The sequence below is a fragment of the Nocardia speluncae NBRC 108251 genome (assembly GCF_001613245.1).
GTDB lineage: Bacteria > Actinomycetota > Actinomycetes > Mycobacteriales > Mycobacteriaceae > Nocardia > Nocardia speluncae.
Window position 1 is genome coordinate 240,143 of record NZ_BDBZ01000002.1, and the last position, 18,662, is coordinate 258,804.

Annotated in this window: 21 protein-coding genes; 16 read left to right on the plus strand and 5 right to left on the minus strand. The window is 67.2% G+C overall.

Annotated elements, in window-relative coordinates:
- Nucleotides 1-3 precede the first annotated feature (3 nt).
- Nucleotides 4-1,524: a flavin-containing monooxygenase gene (locus tag NS6_RS03900; RefSeq protein ID WP_068037864.1), complete on the plus strand. Its 1,521-nt coding sequence runs from the start codon at nt 4-6 to the stop codon at nt 1,522-1,524.
- 59 nt (nt 1,525-1,583) lie between these two features.
- Complete coding sequence (locus tag NS6_RS03905) at nt 1,584-2,357, plus strand: MerR family transcriptional regulator (RefSeq protein ID WP_068037865.1); 774 nt, start codon at nt 1,584-1,586, stop codon at nt 2,355-2,357.
- Between the two features lie 83 nt (nt 2,358-2,440).
- On the opposite strand, the gene NS6_RS03910 is transcribed toward NS6_RS03905, so the two are convergent.
- Genes NS6_RS03910 through NS6_RS03920 form a run of 3 tightly spaced genes read right to left on the minus strand, consistent with a single transcriptional unit; the run spans nt 2,441 to nt 4,247 of the window.
- On the minus strand, nt 2,441-3,463 hold the full coding sequence (locus NS6_RS03910; protein ID WP_068036443.1) for an NADP-dependent oxidoreductase: 1,023 nt from the start codon (nt 3,461-3,463) through the stop codon (nt 2,441-2,443).
- A 32-nt stretch (nt 3,464-3,495) separates the two neighbouring features.
- On the minus strand, nt 3,496-3,867 hold the full coding sequence (locus tag NS6_RS03915) for a hypothetical protein (protein ID WP_068036445.1): 372 nt from the start codon (nt 3,865-3,867) through the stop codon (nt 3,496-3,498).
- Nucleotides 3,864-4,247: a nuclear transport factor 2 family protein gene (locus NS6_RS03920; RefSeq protein ID WP_068036447.1), complete on the minus strand. Its 384-nt coding sequence runs from the start codon at nt 4,245-4,247 to the stop codon at nt 3,864-3,866. Before NS6_RS03920 ends, NS6_RS03915 begins: the two co-directional genes overlap by 4 nt.
- Before the next feature lie 92 nt (nt 4,248-4,339).
- On the opposite strand from NS6_RS03920, the gene NS6_RS03925 reads away from it, so the two are divergent.
- From NS6_RS03925 to NS6_RS03990, 14 genes are all read left to right on the plus strand, one after another.
- Nucleotides 4,340-5,482: an acyl-CoA dehydrogenase family protein gene (locus NS6_RS03925; RefSeq protein ID WP_068036449.1), complete on the plus strand. Its 1,143-nt coding sequence runs from the start codon at nt 4,340-4,342 to the stop codon at nt 5,480-5,482.
- A gap of 101 nt (nt 5,483-5,583) precedes the next feature.
- Entirely contained in the window at nt 5,584-6,372 is a 789-nt protein-coding gene (locus tag NS6_RS03930; protein WP_068037870.1) for an enoyl-CoA hydratase/isomerase family protein, read from the plus strand.
- 35 nt (nt 6,373-6,407) lie between these two features.
- Nucleotides 6,408-6,782: a Zn-ribbon domain-containing OB-fold protein gene (locus tag NS6_RS03935; RefSeq protein ID WP_068036451.1), complete on the plus strand. Its 375-nt coding sequence runs from the start codon at nt 6,408-6,410 to the stop codon at nt 6,780-6,782.
- Nucleotides 6,779-7,930: a thiolase family protein gene (locus NS6_RS03940; protein WP_068036453.1), complete on the plus strand. Its 1,152-nt coding sequence runs from the start codon at nt 6,779-6,781 to the stop codon at nt 7,928-7,930. The genes NS6_RS03935 and NS6_RS03940 overlap by 4 nt, the downstream gene beginning before the upstream one ends.
- Nucleotides 7,931-7,940: 10 nt before the next feature.
- Nucleotides 7,941-9,149: an acyl-CoA dehydrogenase family protein gene (locus NS6_RS03945; RefSeq protein ID WP_068037873.1), complete on the plus strand. Its 1,209-nt coding sequence runs from the start codon at nt 7,941-7,943 to the stop codon at nt 9,147-9,149.
- Complete coding sequence (locus NS6_RS03950) at nt 9,146-10,096, plus strand: phosphotransferase family protein (protein WP_068036455.1); 951 nt, start codon at nt 9,146-9,148, stop codon at nt 10,094-10,096. The genes NS6_RS03945 and NS6_RS03950 overlap by 4 nt, the downstream gene beginning before the upstream one ends.
- A 31-nt stretch (nt 10,097-10,127) precedes the next feature.
- A complete protein-coding gene (locus NS6_RS03955; RefSeq protein WP_068036457.1) occupies nt 10,128-11,330 on the plus strand; it encodes an acyl-CoA dehydrogenase family protein in 1,203 nt (400 codons plus the stop codon).
- Nucleotides 11,327-12,082 carry an SDR family NAD(P)-dependent oxidoreductase gene (locus NS6_RS03960; RefSeq protein WP_068036459.1) on the plus strand — a complete coding sequence of 252 codons (756 nt, stop codon included), beginning with the start codon at nt 11,327-11,329 and terminating at the stop codon, nt 12,080-12,082. Before NS6_RS03955 ends, NS6_RS03960 begins: the two co-directional genes overlap by 4 nt.
- Before the next feature lie 12 nt (nt 12,083-12,094).
- Entirely contained in the window at nt 12,095-12,865 is a 771-nt protein-coding gene (locus tag NS6_RS03965) for an SDR family NAD(P)-dependent oxidoreductase (RefSeq protein ID WP_068036461.1), read from the plus strand.
- Nucleotides 12,865-13,905, plus strand: coding sequence for an NAD(P)-dependent alcohol dehydrogenase (locus tag NS6_RS03970; protein ID WP_068036463.1), 1,041 nt, complete (start codon nt 12,865-12,867; stop codon nt 13,903-13,905). The genes NS6_RS03965 and NS6_RS03970 overlap by 1 nt, the downstream gene beginning before the upstream one ends.
- 73 nt (nt 13,906-13,978) lie before the next feature.
- Nucleotides 13,979-15,496, plus strand: coding sequence for a class I adenylate-forming enzyme family protein (locus NS6_RS03975; RefSeq protein ID WP_068036465.1), 1,518 nt, complete (start codon nt 13,979-13,981; stop codon nt 15,494-15,496).
- A 43-nt stretch (nt 15,497-15,539) separates the two neighbouring features.
- Nucleotides 15,540-16,163 carry a TetR/AcrR family transcriptional regulator gene (locus NS6_RS03980; protein ID WP_068036466.1) on the plus strand — a complete coding sequence of 208 codons (624 nt, stop codon included), beginning with the start codon at nt 15,540-15,542 and terminating at the stop codon, nt 16,161-16,163.
- Nucleotides 16,164-16,286: 123 nt separating this feature from the next.
- Nucleotides 16,287-16,622, plus strand: coding sequence for an EthD domain-containing protein (locus NS6_RS03985; protein WP_068036467.1), 336 nt, complete (start codon nt 16,287-16,289; stop codon nt 16,620-16,622).
- Entirely contained in the window at nt 16,619-17,638 is a 1,020-nt protein-coding gene (locus NS6_RS03990) for an MBL fold metallo-hydrolase (RefSeq protein WP_068036469.1), read from the plus strand. Before NS6_RS03985 ends, NS6_RS03990 begins: the two co-directional genes overlap by 4 nt.
- Here NS6_RS03990 and NS6_RS34525 read toward each other — a convergent pair whose 3' ends face one another.
- A complete protein-coding gene (locus tag NS6_RS34525; RefSeq protein ID WP_157112612.1) occupies nt 17,639-17,863 on the minus strand; it encodes a hypothetical protein in 225 nt (74 codons plus the stop codon).
- 30 nt (nt 17,864-17,893) lie between these two features.
- Nucleotides 17,894-18,658, minus strand: a complete 765-nt coding sequence (locus NS6_RS03995) for an SDR family NAD(P)-dependent oxidoreductase (protein WP_068036471.1) — start codon at nt 18,656-18,658, stop codon at nt 17,894-17,896.
- Nucleotides 18,659-18,662: the final 4 nt, after the last annotated feature.

Sequence of the window (18,662 nt, forward strand, 5' to 3'; positions counted from 1 at the left end):
ACCATGACCATCAACCATGCGGCGGCGCTCGACGTCGCCGTGATCGGTGCCGGCTTCGCCGGAATCGGCACCGCGATTCGGCTACGCCGGAGCGGTATCGGAAATTTCGCCGTATTCGAGCGTGGCTCCGCAATCGGCGGCACCTGGCGTGACAATACGTACCCGGGCGCTGCATGCGATATTCCGTCGCGGCTGTACTCCTACAGTTTCGCACCGAATCCGGGATGGTCGCACACCTACTCCGGTAGTGCCGAAATCCTCGGCTATATCGAGTCTATTACGGCGAAGTACGACGTTGCGCCGCATATTCGCTTGCAGCACAACGTCACCGGGATGTCGTTCGACGAAGAAGCCGGACTCTGGGAGATCACGTTCGAGGGCCGCGAGTCTGTGCGAGCACGGGCGGTGGTACTGGCATCCGGGCCGCTCACCGAACCCGGTTTCCCCGATATTCCGGGAATCGACACATTCACCGGCCACAAGATCCACAGCGCGCGATGGGACCACGACTACGATTTCAGCGGTAAACGGGTCGCGGTGGTCGGCACCGGCGCGAGCGCGGTCCAGATCATTCCCGAATTGGTTCGGAAGGCCGGTTCGGTCAAGGTTTTCCAGCGTACGCCGGGCTGGGTGCTGCCCCGGGTCAACCGCCGCACCGGCACGCTGGCCAAGGAGATCTACCGGCAGGTTCCGGGTGCGGAAACACTGGCCCGGCAGGCCTGGTTCTACGGCCACGAATCGGTGGCGCTGGGCGTCGTCTGGAACACCCCGCTCACCCGGGTGGTCGAACTGGCCGGGCGGGCGCAGTTGCGGCGCCAGGTGCGCGATCCCTGGCTGCGCCGCCAGCTCACCCCGGATTTCCGGGCCGGCTGTAAACGCCTGCTCATGTCCGACGACTACTACCCGGCACTGCAGCGCGACAACTGCAAGCTGATCACCTGGCCGATCGCGCGGATCGCCCCGGACGGTATCCGCACGGCCGAGGGAATCGAACACCGGGCGGACTGCATTGTGTTCGCCACCGGATTCGATGTTTCCAAGAAGGGCACCCCGATCCCGATCACGGGACGTGACGGCCGGGTACTCGCCGACGAATGGCGACGCGGCGCTTTCGCGTACCGCAGTGTCACGGTGTCGGGCTATCCGAATCTGTTCCTCACCTTCGGCCCCAATTCCGGTCCCGGGCACAATTCGGCGCTGGTGTATATGGAATCGCAGATCGACTATCTGGTTCGCGCTATCCGGATAATCGTGGATCGCGACCTGAAGATGCTCGATGTCCGCCCGGACCGCCAGGAACGCCACAACGCGGCGATCCAGCGCCGGCTGGGCGCGACCACCTGGAATTCGGGCTGCCGGAGCTGGTATCTCACCGAGGACGGTTTCAACCCGACCATGTACCCGGGTTTCGCCACCCAGTACCGCCACCAGCTGCGTGACGTCGACCTCGACGACTACACGGTGACGGCTGCCCGGGTCGAGGATTCGGCCGACGTCGGTCCCGGCGTTCTGAGCGGCGGCTAGACTCGGTCACTCGAGCCGGGGGCAACCGGGCGGTAGGCGGGCGAGGAGGTGTGGCGGATATGCCGAGGTACCGGATCGACGATCTGGCCCGCGCTGCGGGCACTACCTCCCGCAATGTCCGCGCCTACCAGGAGCGCGGCTTGCTCCCGCCGCCCGCTGCCAAGGACGGCCGCGCCAGTATCTACGACGATTCGCACCTCGAGCGGCTACGACTTATCGACGCGCTGTTGCAGCGCGGGTTCACCACCGCACATATCTCCGATTTCATCACCAGCTGGGAGACAGGTAAGGACCTCACCGAGGTGCTCGGTTTACAGCACGCGGTCACCGCCAATTGGTCGCAGGAGCAACCGTTCGAGGTCTCCCGGGAACTGCTCACCACCATCCTCGGCGCACAATCCGAGGAACTGGTGGAGAAACTGCGCCGGATGGACCTGGTCCGCACCGACGGCGATACCGTCACGATCACCGATACCCAGTTGCTCACCTCGTTCACCGAACTGCACGAGTACGGGATCGATCTGGGCACTCTGATCTCGGTGTACGCCGAGGTCGCGACCCGGATCGACGATATCAGCGGGATCCTCATCCGCGCCGCGAAGAAACATATCGTCGACGAACACGGGCCCGGTTGGCTGCCCGACACCAACGAGGAGATCGCCGAAACCACCCGCATGCTCAACACCATGCGCGAACTCGGCGTCGCCGCCGTGCACAGCAGCCTCGCCCGTTCACTGGACGCGACGCTGGCCCGCGAACTCGGCGACTATCTCGCCACCGCCGCCGAGCGAGAACGCGAACGTAAGGCCGACAGCGCCGAACGCGGTCGCTGATCCCGGCGGCCATCACCTGCCCAGCGGCCGTCCACGAGCAGTCCGGAGTAATCCGCGCTCTTACTCGAGGGGCCGCGGAATCGTCAGGCGGCGAGCCGGCAGAGCGTTTTCCCCATGGTGAGCCCGGACAACATCGCCGGCAGAGCCGTACTCGCCGACTCGATTCCGTCGAATACGGTTTCCCGGTAGATCAGCCGGCCGTCCGCGAGGTAGCCGCTTACTTCCCGGCGCATCGATTCCTCGAGGTGCAGGAAAGATCCCGCGCGGAAGCCGCGCATTCGCAGCCCCTTCGACACCATGGTGAACAGGTTCGGCGGCCCCGGCGGTGCGGCGCCGTCGTAACCGGAGACTGCGCCACACAACGCGATTCGGCCGGATGGCCGGAGAGCGTCCAGCGCGGCGGTGAGGTGGTCACCGCCGACATTGTCGAAATAGGTGTCGATACCACCGGGCGCGAGCGCCGCCAGCGATTCCGGTACCGGGCGGTCGTGGTAATCGAAGGCCGGGATGCCGAGTTCGTCGCGCAGGAACGCGACCTTCGCGGGGCTTCCGGCGGAACCGATCACGGTGGCGCCCCGGATCTTCGCGAGTTGCGCGGCCAGCGCGCCGACAGCGCCCGCGGCGGACGAAACCCACAGCGTGTCGGCCGGATCGAGGTCCAGGATCTCGAACAGTCCGGTATAGGCAGTGAGCCCGGCGCTGCCGAGCGGACCGAGGAACCATTGGGGCGGTAGGTCTGCGGCGTCGATCCGGGACGCGGCGCCGTAGCCACCGATGGTCTGCGCCCGGGTTCCGACCAGCGCGTATTCCCGGTAACCGAGAGTATGGGAAACCAGATCACCGACGGCGAAATCCGGGCACCGGGATTCGATCACGGTGCCGAGGGCGAGCCCGGACAGCTCGTCGCCGGGCCGTAATGGCGCGAGATACCCGTTCGGGGTGGTGTCGGCGAGCCGGATCCGAATCGAGGGGTCTATCGACAGCCAGGCGTTTCGCACCAGTGCCTCCCCCGGGCCCGGTTCCGGGATCGGCGCCTCGACCAGCTCGAGGTCGGCGGCTGCGAGTTTCCCTGACGGACGGCGGGCAAGCCGCACGTGACGATTCAACGACGGTTCCTTCCAACGGTCCGTGGCGCGGTTCAGCGCACGAACGAAATCTCGGGGGTCCGGGCGATGAGAAGGCGGCGGACCGCGCCGGCGGAGTCGAGTTGCGCGGTCGCGTTGAACGACGCCTCGAACGCCCCGTCGCGGGTGGTGCGACCGACCACCAGCTCGTATTCGCCGGCCACGGTGCCGACGTCGATGTGATGGATCAGCGTGCTCTTCTCGCGCTGCGCCAGGTAGGCGACCAATCCCGCCCGGTCACCGACGAATTCGGCGCTCTGCCCGGCACCTGTGGAGAACTGCACGGACATGGTGAAATCGTCGGCGATCATAGCGAGAACCCGGTCGGGGTCGTCGGAATCCATATAGCCGAACCACTGGGTGAGTACCGGTACCACCGTCGTCATGCCTGCGCTCCTTCGGTCGAGGACTCAGCTGGTACGAGCGCGAAATCCGCGCTGAACGAGACCTGATAGCGGTCGATCCGGCCGTCGGCGCCGAGATGCACGGCGGCGACGAACCAGCCGGTGGTCACGGAATCGTTCTCGGTCACCGCACCGTGCGCGAACTGCATATCGCCGTCGACGGCTACCCGCAGCAGCCGGTGTTTACGGTTCACCTTCGGCCTGCGGCTCAGGTAGTCGAACATGGCCGCACGGCCGCGGTCCCGGTTGACTCCTGTCGGCAGGACCATCGCGAACTCGACGTCCTCGGCCAGCATGGCCGTCGCATCCCGCAGCCTGCCGCTGTCGACCGTCGCGTAGTAGTCCTCGATCACGTGGGTCATGAAATGAACTTAGTTCAGCCCACCTCTTCTTGTCGAGAGGTTCAGCCGCTAGGCTCGGAGATATCGAATTGAACTCAACTCAAGGGGAGAAAATGTCTCCGACCTCGGCAGCCGTCGCCGAACACCCCTGGCCACGCTCGGAACCGCGGGGATTCACCCCCGACCCCGAACAGCTTCAGCTGCGCGAATCGCTGCGGGGATTGCTGGGAAAATACAGCGATATCGAACAGGTCCGAGCCGCCGCGAACACCGGCCCCGGCTACTCACCACAACTGTGGCGCACACTCGTCGACGAGATGTCGGTGACCGCCCTGGCCATACCTGAGCAGCACGGCGGACTCGGTTACGGAACCGCCGAACTGGCGGTAGTCCTCGAAGAATGCGGGCGGGCGCTGGTCTGCGAACCGGTCTACAGCTCGGCAGTCCTCGGCACACAGGCACTGCTGGGCGCGCCGGAAGCCGAAGGTAATCCACTTCCGGACGTTCTCGCCGGAAACCTGATCGCCACGATGAGTTCGCTCGATCCGGCCACCGATTCACTCCGGGCCACGTCGAGTCCACACGGATGGCGGGTCGAAGGCACGGTTACCCACCTGACCGGCGGCCGGAGCGCCGATATCGTCATCGCCTCGGCCGAAACCGCCGACGGCCCGAAACTGTTCGCGCTGTCTCTGCCGGACGAGGCGATACGCACGGAACTGCGGGGACTCGACCCCACCAGGCGGCAAGCCGATATCACCGTGCGCAACTGCCCGGCCGTGGCACTCACCGCGCCGGACACCACCGCGGCGGTGCGCTCGCGCCTCCACGACCTGGCGACACTCGCCCTCGCCTGCGAGAACACCGGAATCGTCGAATACCTGCTGGAGACGACCGTGCAGTACGCCCGCACCCGGCACCAGTTCGGCCGGGCCATAGGGTCGTTCCAGGCGGTCAAACATCGACTGGCCGATCTGCTGGTATCCCTGGAACGCGCACGCTCGGCCTCGCGCTATGCGGCTGCGCTCTATGCCGAGGACCCGGATTCGACCAGCCTGGCCGTGGCAGTGGCCGGTGCGGTGTGCACCGACGCTGCCGTTCACGCGGCAGCCGAAGCCGTGCAGCTACACGGCGGAGTGGGGTTCACCTGGGAACATCCCGCCCACTCCTATTTCCGCCGGGCTCTGGGAAACGAAGCGGCACAGGGTGATGCGCGGACTCACCGGGCCCGTATCGCCGCACTGATCGGCGTGTGACCTGCCGCGACGTTCTCCGGAAATCCATATTGACGTGCTTCATGCCGTCGAGTACAACTGAAGTGAATCCAGTTCAGGAACTGATCCCGAAAGAGGCTCCGATGATCGACACCGACCACATCGTCCTGGAGAAAGACGGCGATATCGCGCGCGTCTGGCTCAACCGCCCGCACAAGAAGAACGCGGTCACGGTGGAACTGCTGCACCGGCTCGACGAGATCATCGTCGAGGTCGACAACGATCCAGAACTGAAGGTGCTGGTACTGCGCGGTCGCAACAACACTTTCTGCTCCGGCTTCGACCTCGACGAATTGCGCGAGAACTATGTCGGCAAAACCAACGCCATGGACGTCGCGGTGCTCTCCGCCAAGGTCTGCGACCGGCTGTACTCGATGAACACCCCATCGGTGGCAGTGCTCGAGGGATACGTCACCGCGGGCGGGTTCGAGCTCATGATCTCCTGCGATTTCGCAGTAGCCGCCGACGACGCCAAGATCGGCGACTTCCACATCCGGCGGGCCCTCTTCGGCGGCGCCGGCCCGATCTACCGGCTTCCCCGGATGATCGGCATCCGCAAGACCAAGGAACTGATGCTCACCGGCAAACTGCTGAACGGCCGCGAAGCAGCCGACTTCGACCTGATCAATGCCTGCGCCCCCGCCGCGGAACTGGATCAGCTCGTGGCCGATTTCATCGCCCCGATCGTGGACAAGAGCCCGTTCGCCATGAAGCTCACGAAGATGACCATCGATCGCGGCCTGGACGCCGATATCCAGTCACTGATGGTGATGGAGCACCTCGCCGTCGGCAATGCCCTGCAGTCCGAGGACGCGCGCGAAGGCGTCAACGCGTTCCTGGAGAAGCGTGAACCGAAATGGGTCGGGCGCTGAATTCCGGATAGCGGCGACGAAACGGAAGGGACGACATGGGTGACCAGGTGAAACCGGTGCTGGAAGGCAGTAGGTGCACAGTATGCGGCACGGTCGGTTATCCGGCCGGCGCGAACTGCGCGCGCTGCGCCACACCGACCGCCGAACCGCTGACGCTGAGCACCGAAGGTGTGGTGTGGACGCATACCGTGCAACGGTTCGCACCGAAATCGCCGCCGTATGTCGTTCCCGCCGAAGGCTTCACGCCCTATGCGGTCGGCTATGTCGAACTCCCGGAGGGAATCCGGGTGGAGGCGATCCTCGACTGCGACGATTTCGCCGAGCTGGACCGGGCACCGGTACGCCTCGTCGCGGCGGCACCGGTGCCGCGATTCGCCACAACAACCCGACAGCAGAGTGAGGTCCGGTGACCCGGCAGGTTTCCATCATCGGCAGCGGGCTGTCCCGTTTCGGCCGGCAGCCCGGGGTCACCGGACGGCAACTCGCCGTCCAGGCGATCGGCAACGCGCTCGCCGACGCCGGGCTGACCTGGCCCGATATCCAGGTCGCCTACGGCGGTAGCGACGGGTCGGGATTGGCCGACACCCTGGTGGCCGAACTCGGCTTCACCGGGATCCCGTTCACCAATGTCAAGAACGGCTGCGCCACGGGTGGTAGCGCACTGTTCTCCGCCGTCAACGCGGTGCGCTCGGGCGCCGCGGAGATCGCGCTGGCCGTCGGTTTCGACAAACACCCGCGGGGCGCGTTCGATCCCGATCCCGCAGACTGGGGCCTGCCCGAGGGATACGGCGCGGCCGGGCTGATGGTGACAACACAATTCTTCGGCGCCAAGATCGGCCGCTATATGCGCGAGCACGGTATCTCCACGGCAACGCTGGCCAAGGTCGCCGAGAAGGCCTACCGCAACGGCAGTCGCAACCCGAATGCCTGGCGGCGGGAACCGATCTCGGCGGAGCAGATTTTGTCGGCCGAGATGGTCAACGATCCGCTCACCAAGTTGATGTTCTGCTCACCGGGCGAGGGCGGCGCGGCCGTGGTCGTCGCGAGCGAGGCCGCCCTCCGCCGCCTCGGCGGCCGACCGGTCCGGTTGCGAGCCATCAGCCATCGCACCCGGCAGTTCGGCTCCTTCGAGGTGTTCAGCCCCGCTGTCCAGGGCACCGGTGAACCGACCAGTGTCAGCGCGGATGCCGCCTCGGCGGCATTCGAACAGGCCGGTATCGGCCCGGGAGAGATCGGCGTCGTACAACTCCAGGACACCGAGAGCGGCGCGGAGATCATGCATATGGCCGAATGCGGGTTCTGCGTTCCCGGGGCGCAGGAAGAACTGATCGCGGCGGGTGTCACCGAGATCGACGGCCGGCTGCCGATCAATACCGACGGCGGGTGTATCGCCAACGGCGAGCCCATCGGCGCTTCGGGGTTACGGCAGGTGCACGAGATCGTGACCCAGCTGCGCGGCGAGGCAGGTGATCGCCAGGTACCGGGCGCGCCGAAAACCGGTTTCACCCATGTATACGGCGCCCCCGGGATCAGCGCCTGCACGGTTCTGTCGATCTGAGGTGGACACAGTGAATACCCGACAGCTTCCCGGCCTCGCAGAATTCACCGAGCAGGCCCACGCCTGGCTCGCCGGGACGGCGGTGCCGCGGGCCGCAACCACCTGGGGCGACGGCGACGATTCGGTGGCGGTCTTCGAGAACTGGACCGCAGCGGAAGAGCGGCGCCACACCGACCGCATCCGAGCCTACGAACAGGTCAAATTCGATGCGGGCTGGGGTGCGCTGACCTGGCCCGCCGAATACGGCGGCCGGAGCCTGCCGATGTCCTACGCACTGGCCTTCCGCCGCGCCGAGGAAGAGTACGACGTGCCGCGGCGGACCGAAATGTTCTCGGTCACCCAGCAATTGGTCGCGCCGACCATCGAGCAGTGGGGCACCGGCGAGCAGCGGGAACGCTACGTGCGGGCGATGCTGCGCGCCGACCTCATCGCCTGCCAGCTCTTCTCCGAAACCGAGGCCGGATCGGATCTGGCCGCGGTACGCACCCGGGCAAACCGCAACACCGACAGCACGTGGACGCTCAACGGTCACAAAGTGTGGACCTCCGGGGCCAGGGTCGCCGACCTGGGGGTCGCGGTATGCCGCACCGATCCCGCGGCGCCGAAACACGCGGGACTCACGGTCTTCCTGGTGCCGATGGACGCCCCGGGGGTCACCGTCCGGCCGATCAGGCAGATGACCGGCGGGAGTTCCTTCAACGAGGTCTACCTCGACGACGTGGTGCTCGACGACGGGTTGCGGCTCGGGCCGGTCGGTAAGGGCTGGCCGGTGGCGCTCACGGTGCTCGCCGCCGAACGGCTCGACGGCGCCGGGTTGGGACTGGCGAACGCCGATCAGGCAGTGGAGCTGGCCCGCAACCTGGGTCGCGAACCGACGGAGCTGGAACGCGACCGGGTCGCGGATCTGGTGACCCGGAGTTATGTGCAGCGGATCGCGGGGATGCGGGTGGCCGCGGCGGTGGTCGCGGGCCGCGATCCCGGACCTGAGGCGTCGGTCGGCAAATTACTCGCCACCGACACCATGGCCCGGACCTCCGAGGTCGTGCGGCTACTACTCGGCCGGGAACTCACTGCGGATTCCGGACGCTGGGGCACCTACGCCTGGACCGAACATGTGCTGGGCGCGCCCGGGTACCGGATCGCCGGCGGTACCGACGAGGTCCAGCACAACATCATCGCCGAGCGGGTGCTCGGCCTACCCAAGGAGCCGCGGCCATGACGCTGGAACAGCGGGTACGTGACCGGTTGCGTACCGCCCTCGATGCCGAGGTCACCGGATTCGAACCGCTGCCCGGCGGGCATTCGGGCCTCACCTACCGGGTCACCACCACCGGCCCGGAGTTCGTGGTGAAGGCGGTGCCCGAAGGCCGTAAACCGGTCGGCCGCCACGATATGCTGCGGCAGGCCCGGATCATGCGGGCGCTGGCCGATACCGCTGTGCCGGTGCCCCGGATCGTGGCCGTCGACGAAGCCGGACCGGCCTGGTTTGCCATGGAATTCGTCACCGGGGAATCGCTCGAGCCGGTACTGGACGACCCGGCCGTCGAACCCACCCTGGCGGCAGCCCGGATGCGGCGTGCAGCCGAGGTACTGCCGCGGCTGCACGCGGTCGACCCGGCCGCGGTACCGGACGCCGAAACCGCCCTGACACCGGCCGATGAACTCGCCCGCTGGGCACGCACGCTGGGCGCGGTACCGCCCGAGCTGGTCGCGGGCGGCGACCGGCTGCTCGAACTGCTGGGCCGGACGATTCCCGACCCCGTAACCCCCACGCTTGTCCACGGTGACTACCGGCTCGGCAATATCATCGCCGCCGGTACCGAACCGGTCGCGTTGATCGACTGGGAGATCTGGAGTGCGGGCGATCCGCGCGTGGAACTCGGCTGGTTCCTGGTATTCGCCGACGGTACGAATTTCCCGGAAGTGGGCCGCACCGTACCGGGCCTGCCCGACCCCGCCGAACTCGTGGACCGCTACCGCGCGGGTGGTCCGCCACTGCCCGGCCTGCCCTGGTTCGACGCGCTCGGGCGGCTCAAGATGGCCGCCATCATGGGCCACAACCTGCGGCGGCACCGGGAAGGCCGGCACCACGACCCGGACCAGGAAAAACTGCCCGCCACCATCAATCGCCTCATCGAGACCGGAACCGCGCTCCTCGCCGGTTGAAGTCCTCTCCCCCCGATTCAGGAGCCGTATCGTGGATTTCGCCTACACCACCCGCACTCGAGAGCTGCTCGGCCGGCTCGGACAATTCATGGACGAGTACGTCTACCCTGCCGAACGGGTGTACGACGAACAGATCGCGGCCGCGGACAATCCGCACGACCAGCCGCCGATCATGCGCGAACTCCAGGCCGAGGCCAGGCGGCAGGGGTTGTGGAATCTGTTCATGACCCACGACGGACTCGGTGCCGGGCTCACCAACCTCGAATACGCACCGCTGGCCGAAATGGTGGGCCGATCGATCATCGGCAACGAGACGATCAACTGCTCGGCCCCCGATACCGGCAATATGGAAATCCTCGCCATGTTCGGCACCGAACAGCAGAAGCAGCAATGGCTGAAACCGCTGCTGGACTGCGAGATCCGCTCGGCGTTCGCCATGACCGAACCCGCCGTCGCCAGCTCGGACGCCACCAATATCACCTCCACCATCCGCCAGGACGGGGACCACTACGTCCTCAACGGCCGCAAATGGTACATCTCCGGAATCCTCGATCCGGATTGCAAACTGATCATCTTCATGGGCAAATCCGATCCGGACGCCCCCGCCTACCGCCGGCAGAGCATGATCCTGGTGCCCGCCGACGCCCCGGGTATCGAGGTGCTACGGGATCTACCGATGTTCGGATTTCACGACCGGCTGGGGCACGGTGAGGTGCAGTTCACCGATGTGCGAGTCCCAGCCGAGAACATGCTCGGCGCCGAGGGCGACGGTTTCGCAATCGCCCAGGGCCGGCTCGGCCCGGGACGGATGCACTACGCCATGCGCGCCATCGGAATGGCCGAGCGCGCCATGGAACTCATGTGCCGGCGGTCGCTGGAACGGACCGCGTTCGGCGGACCACTGGCCGACCGCGGCGTGGTGCGGGAATGGATCGCGCGCAGCCGGATCGAGATCGATCAGATCCGGCTGCTCACCCTGCAAGCCTCCTGGCTGATGGATACGAAAGGCAACGCGGCGGCGCGTTCGGAAGTCGCGGCCATCAAGATCTCGGCGATGGAGGTCGCGCACAAGGTGGTCGACCGCGCGGTCCAGACCTTCGGCGCGGCGGGAGTCAGCAACGACACCGTCTTGGCCCGGATGCACGCCATCACCCGTGCTCTGCAGATCGCCGACGGCCCCAACGAAGTACATCTGCGCACCATCGCGCGTCTCGAGGTGAAAAAGTACGTATGAGCACAACGGATCTGAGCGGGAAGGTCGCGCTGGTAACCGGCGCCAGCCGCGGACTGGGGCTGGCCATGGCACGTGGACTACGCGACGCGGGAGCCACCGTGATCGTCTCCAGCCGCAAACTCGCCGCCTGTGAAGCGGCCGTCGCCGCGCTCGGCGATGGGCCGGGCAGCGCGCACCCGCTGGAATTACATGTGGGCCGGTGGGACACCCTCGAACCCGCAGTCGACGGGATCATCGAACGCTTCGGCAGCCTCGACATCCTGGTCAACAATGCCGGGATCGCCCCGCTTGCCGAGGATCTGGCGTCGGTCACCGAAAGCCTGTGGGACAAGACCATCGAGGTGAATCTGAAGGGCCCGTTCCGCCTCATGGCGATCGCGGGAGCCCGGATGGCCGACGCCGGCGGGGGGTCGATCATCAATATCTCGAGTATCGGTGCGGTGCGGCCGAGCCCGCCGGAGGCGATGTACGCCGCGGCCAAGAACGGGCTCAACGCGCTCACCATGGCCTTCGCCCAGGAATACGCACCGTCGGTGCGGGTGAACTGTGTGATGCCGGGCGGGTTCGCCACCGATATGTCCGAGCACTGGGACGACGAATTCGTGGGCAAGATCATCGACCGGCTGCCCGCTGGGCGGCTCGGCGATCCGGCCGAAATTGCCGGCCTGGTGACCCATCTCGCGAGCGACGCGGCCGGCTATACGACGGGCGCGCTGATCCCGGTCGACGGCGGCCGTACCGCGGTGTACTGAGAGGCGGCGCAGATGAATACACCGGTATTGCGGGATCTTTTCGGGCTGGACGGCCGGATCGCCGTCGTCACCGGGGCATCCTCCGGCCTCGGGGCCGGTTTCGCGCGGGCACTCGCCGGGGCGGGAGCCACCGTCTATGCGGCCGCCCGCCGGCTGGACCGCGTACAGGCGCTCGCCGCAGCCGAACCACGAATCATCCCGGTACGCTGCGATGTCACCGACGCCGCGGACCGCGCCGAACTCGTCGACCGCTGCTACGAGCAGTCCGGACGCCTCGACATCCTGGTCAACAACGCGGGCCGGGCCGGGCCGCCCAACGCGGAGCAGGAGACCGACGCGGAGTTCCGGGCCATCCTGGATCTGAACCTGCTCGCGGGATTCCACCTGGCAACCTGTGCTGCGGCCAGGCTCCCCGAGGGGGAACGCGCGTCGTATATCAATATTTCCTCGGTGATCGGCCTCGTATCCACCGCGCCGATCGGCGGCGCCAGCTATGCCGCGTCCAAAGCCGGAACCCTGGGATTGACCCGCGAACTGGCCGGTCAGTGGGGCCGCCGGGGTATCCGGGTGAACGCCGTGGTCCCGGGCTGGTTCGATACGGAGATGACCGACGGACTGTTCACCGATGAGAAATCCGCGGGCTGGGTGCGGCGCAACACCATGCTCGGGCGGGGCGGACAGGCCGGAGAGGTGGACGGAGCCGTGGTTTTCCTCGCCTCGGACGCGTCCTCGTATATGACCGGGCAGGCTCTCGTCGTCGACGGCGGCTGGACGGCACGCTGATGCTGGCCGTTCAACTCACCGCCTGGGGCGCCGAACCCGAGCTCCGCGAGATCCCCACACCCCGGCCGCGTGGCGAAGAACTGCTCGTCCGGGTGACGGCAGCCGGCATGTGCCGTTCCGACCTCCATGTCATGGACGCCGCGGCGGGCAGTTTCGACTACCCGCTGCCGCTCACCCTGGGCCACGAGGTGGCCGGGACCGTGGTGGACGCGGGATCGTCCGCCGACCGGAGCTGGCTCGGGGAACAAGTGGTGGTGCACGGTATCTGGGGTTGCGGCGGCTGCCGTAATTGCCTGCGTGGCCGGGAGAACTACTGTCTGCGCCTGCGACCGCGCGACGGCCGCGGCGCACCCATCGGCAACGGGCTCGGTTATCCGGGCGGTCTGGCCGAAGCGGTGATCGTGCCCGCGGCCCGGTTCCTGGTGCGTTCGGCCGGTGTCGATCCGGTGCTCTGCGCACCGCTCGCCGATGCCGGTCTCACCGCTTACCACGCGGTCCGCGAACATCGCGATCTCCTCGACGCGCAGAGCGTCTGCGTAGTGATCGGGGTCGGCGGCCTGGGGCATCTCGCACTCCAAGTACTGCGCGATTTCGGCGCCGGGCGCATCATCGCGGTCGACACCCGCTCGGACGCACGGGATATGGCCGGGGCGCTGGGAGCCGATGCCGTATTCGGCGATATCGTTTCCGCCACCGCAGCCTTGGGTGAGGGCGCGGATCTGATCCTGGATTTCGCCGGTGCGCCGGATACAGTCGCCCCGGCCGCCGCCGCACTCGCGCCCGGCGGACGGTTATCGGTGGTCGGCAGTGCGGGCGGACGTCTCGAGGCCGGCAAGGATGTGGGGCTGGCGGCCGGCTGGGAAATCACAGCCCCGTTCTGGGGACCACGCGCGGACCTGGCGGCAGTGGTCGATATGGCCCGGCGGGGCGCGCTGCACGTCACCGCGCAGACCTACCCGCTCACCGCGGCGGTCGAGGTCTACCGGCAGTTGCGGTCGGGGGCCATCACCGGCCGCGCAGTTCTGGTCCCGCCGCCGTGACCGGGGCAAACCGCCCCGCGGCGGCCCAGCAGCGAGTAAACAGAGAGCACAGCAGCAGCACGAGGAACGGTAGATGAAAGCACTGGCGCAGGAGATGGTCGAGCGGGCCCGCAGGGCTCCGGCGGAGATCGCCGTGATCGACGAGCTCGGACAGCACACCGTGGGCGAGATCATGGCGACGGCGAATACGCTCGCCGAACGGATCGCGGCCATCGACGGCCGGGGCCCGACGGTGATCATCCAGGCCGACAACACGTGGCGCACGCTCGCCGCGGCGCTGGCCGTCGGGCTGCGGGGCGGTGTGGTGGCCGTGTTCAGTCCGCACGCCACCGAATCGGAATTCCGGCTCGCGTTCGAGGATATCGACCCGGATCTGGTGATCGGCGAACCCGCGGCCCTGAGTGCATGGGACGTGCCCGCAACGGAGTTCCCCTTCGCTGCCACCGCATTCGGCGACCATCAGTTGCGTTCTCGCGGCCTGCCGTTCGGTCCGGTACAGCGGTGGCGCGGCGGCAGTGCCATCGCTATGACCTCGGGCTCCACCGGCCGGCCGAAATGCGTGGTCCAGTCCGAGGACGCCATCCGCTACGCCTGCCGCAGCACCATCGATACCGTCGGCCTGCGGCCGGGTGAATCGGTGGGCGCGTTCGTACCGCTGTCGTCGGTGGCCGCGTTCTGTTTCGGTATGTATCTGCCGGCCTTCCTGGGCGGCACCATGGTCACCATCGGCAGATGGACTCCGGCGGCGGCGCTCGACGCCATGGCCGAGCACCGGGTTGCGTGGACGATGCTGGTACCCACCATGGCCTTGCAGCTCTCGGTCACCGGCAACAGTGCCGGGCGCCTGGCCGGTATGCGGGCCATGACTGTGGGCGGTGGCCCGATGAATCAGCGGGCCTTGGCCGACGCCGAGACGAAGCTGGGCACCACTTTCCTCCGGGTCTTCGGAATGTCGGAATGCCTCGGCCATACGACCCCGCGTCCGGCCGATCCCTCGTACATCCGGCTGGGTCGCGACGGCAGGCCCTTCCCCGGCACCGTTGTCCGCGCGGTGGACGAGTCGGGCACCCGGCTCCCCGCCGGCGCGATCGGCGACGCCCAGGTGAAGGGGCCCTCGTTGTTCGTCGGCTACGCCCGGGGCGGGGTCCCGATCCAGCCCGAGCTGACTGCGGACGGCTTCCTTCCTACCGGTGATCTCGTGGAAGTCGCCGCGGACGGTTCTATCCGGGTGATGGGCCGGCAGAAGCAGATCATCATCCGGGGCGGTCGCAATATCGATATCAACGAGATGGAGTCGGCGATCGCGGCGCTGCCCGGGATCGTGCAGGTCTGCGTGGTTCCGGTGCCCGACGAACTGCTGGGCGAGCGGGCGGCGGCCCTGGTCGTCGCCGACGGCGCCACGCCGACGCTGACCGGTATCACCGACCGGCTCGCCGCGGCGGGTATCCCGAAGTTCAAATGGCCGGAATACCTGTTCCCGGTCGCCGACCTGCCGCAGAACCGGGTCGGGAAACTGTCCCGCCCGGACGCGATCCAGCTCGCCACCCGACTCGCGACAGTTGACTCGAATTCATCTCAGGTTGGGTTGTAGAGTTGACCGATCCACACACAGTCCATATTTGGGGGCACAACTCATGACCGTTGACACCGGAGCCCGGCGGGAAAGCCCGCGGTCGAAACGCAGCAGCATTCTGACGGCCGCCATCGAGCAGTTCGGGCGGATCGGTTACGAACATACGAAATGGGCCTCCATCGCCGACGAGGTCGGCATCGGGCAGACCGCCCTCTATCACTACTTCGAGTCCAAGGCGCACTGCCTGCTCACGATCATGCGCTTGGAGCTCGCCGATTCCGTCGACCGTTTCGCCTCGGCAACCGAGAACGAGACGGATCCCGAGAAGGCCCTGCGCGCCGCCGTGGCCGCTGCCCTGCGCGCCGAACCGATCGATGCACTGCAGCGCCGCATTCTGCAGAACCATATGGACCTGCTGGCCCAGCCGCGCCAATCGGAGAAAGAGGAAGCCGAACGGCTGCGGTCACGTGAACTGGTCCAGGAGATCGAACAGAATTGGACGGAGCTGATCGAGCGGGGCGCCGAGGCCGGCGTTTTCACCGGCAGTGATCCCAAGATCCTCGGCCGAATGGTATTGGCCGTGGTGATCAGTGTCTGGCGCTGGTATCGCCCGGAGGGCACGCTGACCTTGGCCGACATCACCGAAACCGTCACCGATACCGCGGTGCGGATGGTGCGCGCTTGAGGGGCTCCAACACGACGGTCCGTAGGTTCCACGAGCCCAGGATCACGACGTAAGAACTCCGATCTCCGGCCGGCGCCACGACATACCCCACCAACCAGAACAGAATTCAATTAGGAGACCCTCGTGTACAACCTCATCGTGCTCGCATCGCGACCCAGCGATTGGTCGCACGAACAGTTCATCGAATGGTGGCGCGGCGAACACGCCGAGGTGACCTACCCACTGCCCGGCCTGCTGCGCTGGCAACACACCGAACTCCTCGACACCTCCGACGAAAAATCGGCCGGCTGGGACGGCCTGTCGATCCTGAGTTTCGAATCCCGCGCGGCGCTCGACGCCGCGCTGGCGAGCCCCGAATGGAAGGCCGCCGTCCAGCACGTCGGCGCTATGCGCGGCCGCCGCATGATCTGGTTCGGCGAGGAACAGACGATGGTGCCCTTGGCCGGCAGCGGCGAATGAGCACGCACTGGGCCGAGCCCGGCTGCTACCCGGTCGCCGACGGAATCCACCGCATTCCGCTGCAACTACCGCAGGACGGATTGCGCGCGGTGAACGTCTACGCACTGGAAACCGATACCGGGCTCGTCCTGATCGACGGCGGCTGGCACCGTCCGGACACCTACCGCGAACTCGCCGCCGGTCTCGCGCGGATCGGCCGCTCCCCCGACGATATCCACGATGTCCTGGTCACCCATATCCACCGCGACCACTACACGTTCGCGGTGGAACTGCGGCGCCGCCACGGTTGCCGAGTCCACCTCGGCGCCGGCGAATCGGCCGGCCTCGCGGCGATCCGCGCTCTGGGCAACAATGTGCCCACCAGTTCTCTGCGCGAACTACGCCGCGCCGGCGCCACGGGTATCGCGGCACGCGCTTACGGCGCCAGTATCGGCGAACCCTTCGACATCGCCGACTGGGCGGCCCCCGACCAGTGGCTGCAACCCGGGACACTCACCCTCGGCGGATACGAACTCGAGGCCCGCGCCACACCCGGACACACCAAGGGGCACTTGGTCTTTCAGGACCGTGCCCGGCGACTCCTGTTCACCGGCGACCATCTGCTACCGACCATCACGCCCTCCATCGGCTTCGAACTGGGCACCTGGGAACTGCCGCTGGACAACTTCTTGAACTCGCTCGCCCTGCTCCGCGACGACGACGATCACACCATGCTGCCCGCCCACGGTCCCGACGGCGGCAACGCCGGCCACCGCGCACGGGACCTGCTGAATCATCACGACCAGCGTTTCGACCAGATCCGCACCGCCCTCACCGAACTCGCACCCTGCACTGGCCTCGAAGTCGCCCGCGCGCTGACCTGGACGCGCCGGGAGCGCCCGTTCGACACCCTCGATACGTTCAACCAGATGGTGGCCACCTGCGAAACGATGGCGCACCTCGATGTTCTGGTCGCCCGGAACGTCTCGACCGTCGAAACCGACTCCGGCGTAGATATCTTCGCGCCCGCCCACTGATCACACTCGGTTCCGCCCAGCGCCCAGCGCCCAGCGCCCAGCGCCCAGCGCCCAGCGCCCAGCGCCCAGCGCCCAGCGCCCAGCGCCCAGAAGATCGTTCCCGCCTGCGTCGCCGTCGGCAAGCCCACCACGGTTGCGCCGATCCCGCATCGCCTGCAATCCGCCCGCATGCCCGGATTGCTCAACCGGCATATGCGGGTCGCCGACGGTTGCCTCCACCCTCATCCGATGGAGACAACCCCGGCTTCCGCACCGTCAGGCGCAGGTCCAGCCCCCATCCACGTAGAGTTCGCTGCCGGTGACGAACGTCGAGTCGTCCCCGGCCAGGAACGCCACCGCGGCGGCCACTTCCTCGGCCCGGCCGAGCCGGTCCATCGGCGTGTTCGCCAGCATGGCGCGATACCGGTCGGTGCCTTCGTAACGTTCGAGGAGTTGTTCGGTTTCGATGAAGCCGGGATGGATCGAGTTCACCCGTACCCCTTTCGCCGCCCAGTGCAGGGCGGCGTTCTTCGTCATCGTCCGTACCGCGCCCTTGGCGGCGGCGTAAGCGAGGCTGTTACCCAATCCGCCGACTGTGCCGAGGATCGAGCAGAGGTTGACGATCGAACCGCCACCGCTCTGCTCGATCACCGTTCCGGCATGTTTCATACCCAGCCAGGTGCCGGTCTGGCTCACCTCGATCACCCGGTTGTAGCGGTCGAGGTCTTCGTCGACCACCGTGGCCAGACTGCCGATGGCACCATTGTTGACCAGGGCGTCCAGCCGCCCGTACCGGTCGCGCACCGCACTCACCGTGGCGACCCATTCCGGTTCCCGGGCGATATCCAGCGGCCGGGCGAGATGGCGGTCCGGCCGATCCAGGGTGGCGGCGAGATCGGCACAGGCCGCCTCCCCGAGGTCGGTCACGACCAGCAGGGCGCCTTCCGCGGCGAGCCGGCGCACGATCTCCACACCGATACCGCCGGTCGCACCGGTCACCAGGACCACCTTGTCGGTCAACCGCGACGGACCCGTTGCCATGGCA

What these genes read in the sequence shown, in the direction of transcription:
- NS6_RS03915 (WP_068036445.1), bottom strand. Translation starts at nt 3,867, where the DNA reads ATGACGACGGTGGTACCGGTACTCACCCAGTGGTTCGGCTATATGGAT.
- NS6_RS03960 (WP_068036459.1), top strand. Translation starts at nt 11,327, where the DNA reads ATGAGCACAACGGATCTGAGCGGGAAGGTCGCGCTGGTAACCGGCGCC.
- NS6_RS03990 (WP_068036469.1), top strand. Translation starts at nt 16,619, where the DNA reads ATGAGCACGCACTGGGCCGAGCCCGGCTGCTACCCGGTCGCCGACGGA.
- NS6_RS03950 (WP_068036455.1), top strand. Translation starts at nt 9,146, where the DNA reads ATGACGCTGGAACAGCGGGTACGTGACCGGTTGCGTACCGCCCTCGAT.
- NS6_RS03900 (WP_068037864.1), top strand. Translation starts at nt 4, where the DNA reads ATGACCATCAACCATGCGGCGGCGCTCGACGTCGCCGTGATCGGTGCC.
- NS6_RS03925 (WP_068036449.1), top strand. Translation starts at nt 4,340, where the DNA reads ATGTCTCCGACCTCGGCAGCCGTCGCCGAACACCCCTGGCCACGCTCG.
- NS6_RS03920 (WP_068036447.1), bottom strand. Translation starts at nt 4,247, where the DNA reads ATGACCCACGTGATCGAGGACTACTACGCGACGGTCGACAGCGGCAGG.
- NS6_RS03905 (WP_068037865.1), top strand. Translation starts at nt 1,584, where the DNA reads ATGCCGAGGTACCGGATCGACGATCTGGCCCGCGCTGCGGGCACTACC.
- NS6_RS03995 (WP_068036471.1), bottom strand. Translation starts at nt 18,658, where the DNA reads ATGGCAACGGGTCCGTCGCGGTTGACCGACAAGGTGGTCCTGGTGACC.
- NS6_RS03970 (WP_068036463.1), top strand. Translation starts at nt 12,865, where the DNA reads ATGCTGGCCGTTCAACTCACCGCCTGGGGCGCCGAACCCGAGCTCCGC.
- NS6_RS34525 (WP_157112612.1), bottom strand. Translation starts at nt 17,863, where the DNA reads ATGAGGGTGGAGGCAACCGTCGGCGACCCGCATATGCCGGTTGAGCAA.
- NS6_RS03935 (WP_068036451.1), top strand. Translation starts at nt 6,408, where the DNA reads ATGGGTGACCAGGTGAAACCGGTGCTGGAAGGCAGTAGGTGCACAGTA.
- NS6_RS03980 (WP_068036466.1), top strand. Translation starts at nt 15,540, where the DNA reads ATGACCGTTGACACCGGAGCCCGGCGGGAAAGCCCGCGGTCGAAACGC.
- NS6_RS03930 (WP_068037870.1), top strand. Translation starts at nt 5,584, where the DNA reads ATGATCGACACCGACCACATCGTCCTGGAGAAAGACGGCGATATCGCG.
- NS6_RS03965 (WP_068036461.1), top strand. Translation starts at nt 12,095, where the DNA reads ATGAATACACCGGTATTGCGGGATCTTTTCGGGCTGGACGGCCGGATC.
- NS6_RS03975 (WP_068036465.1), top strand. Translation starts at nt 13,979, where the DNA reads ATGAAAGCACTGGCGCAGGAGATGGTCGAGCGGGCCCGCAGGGCTCCG.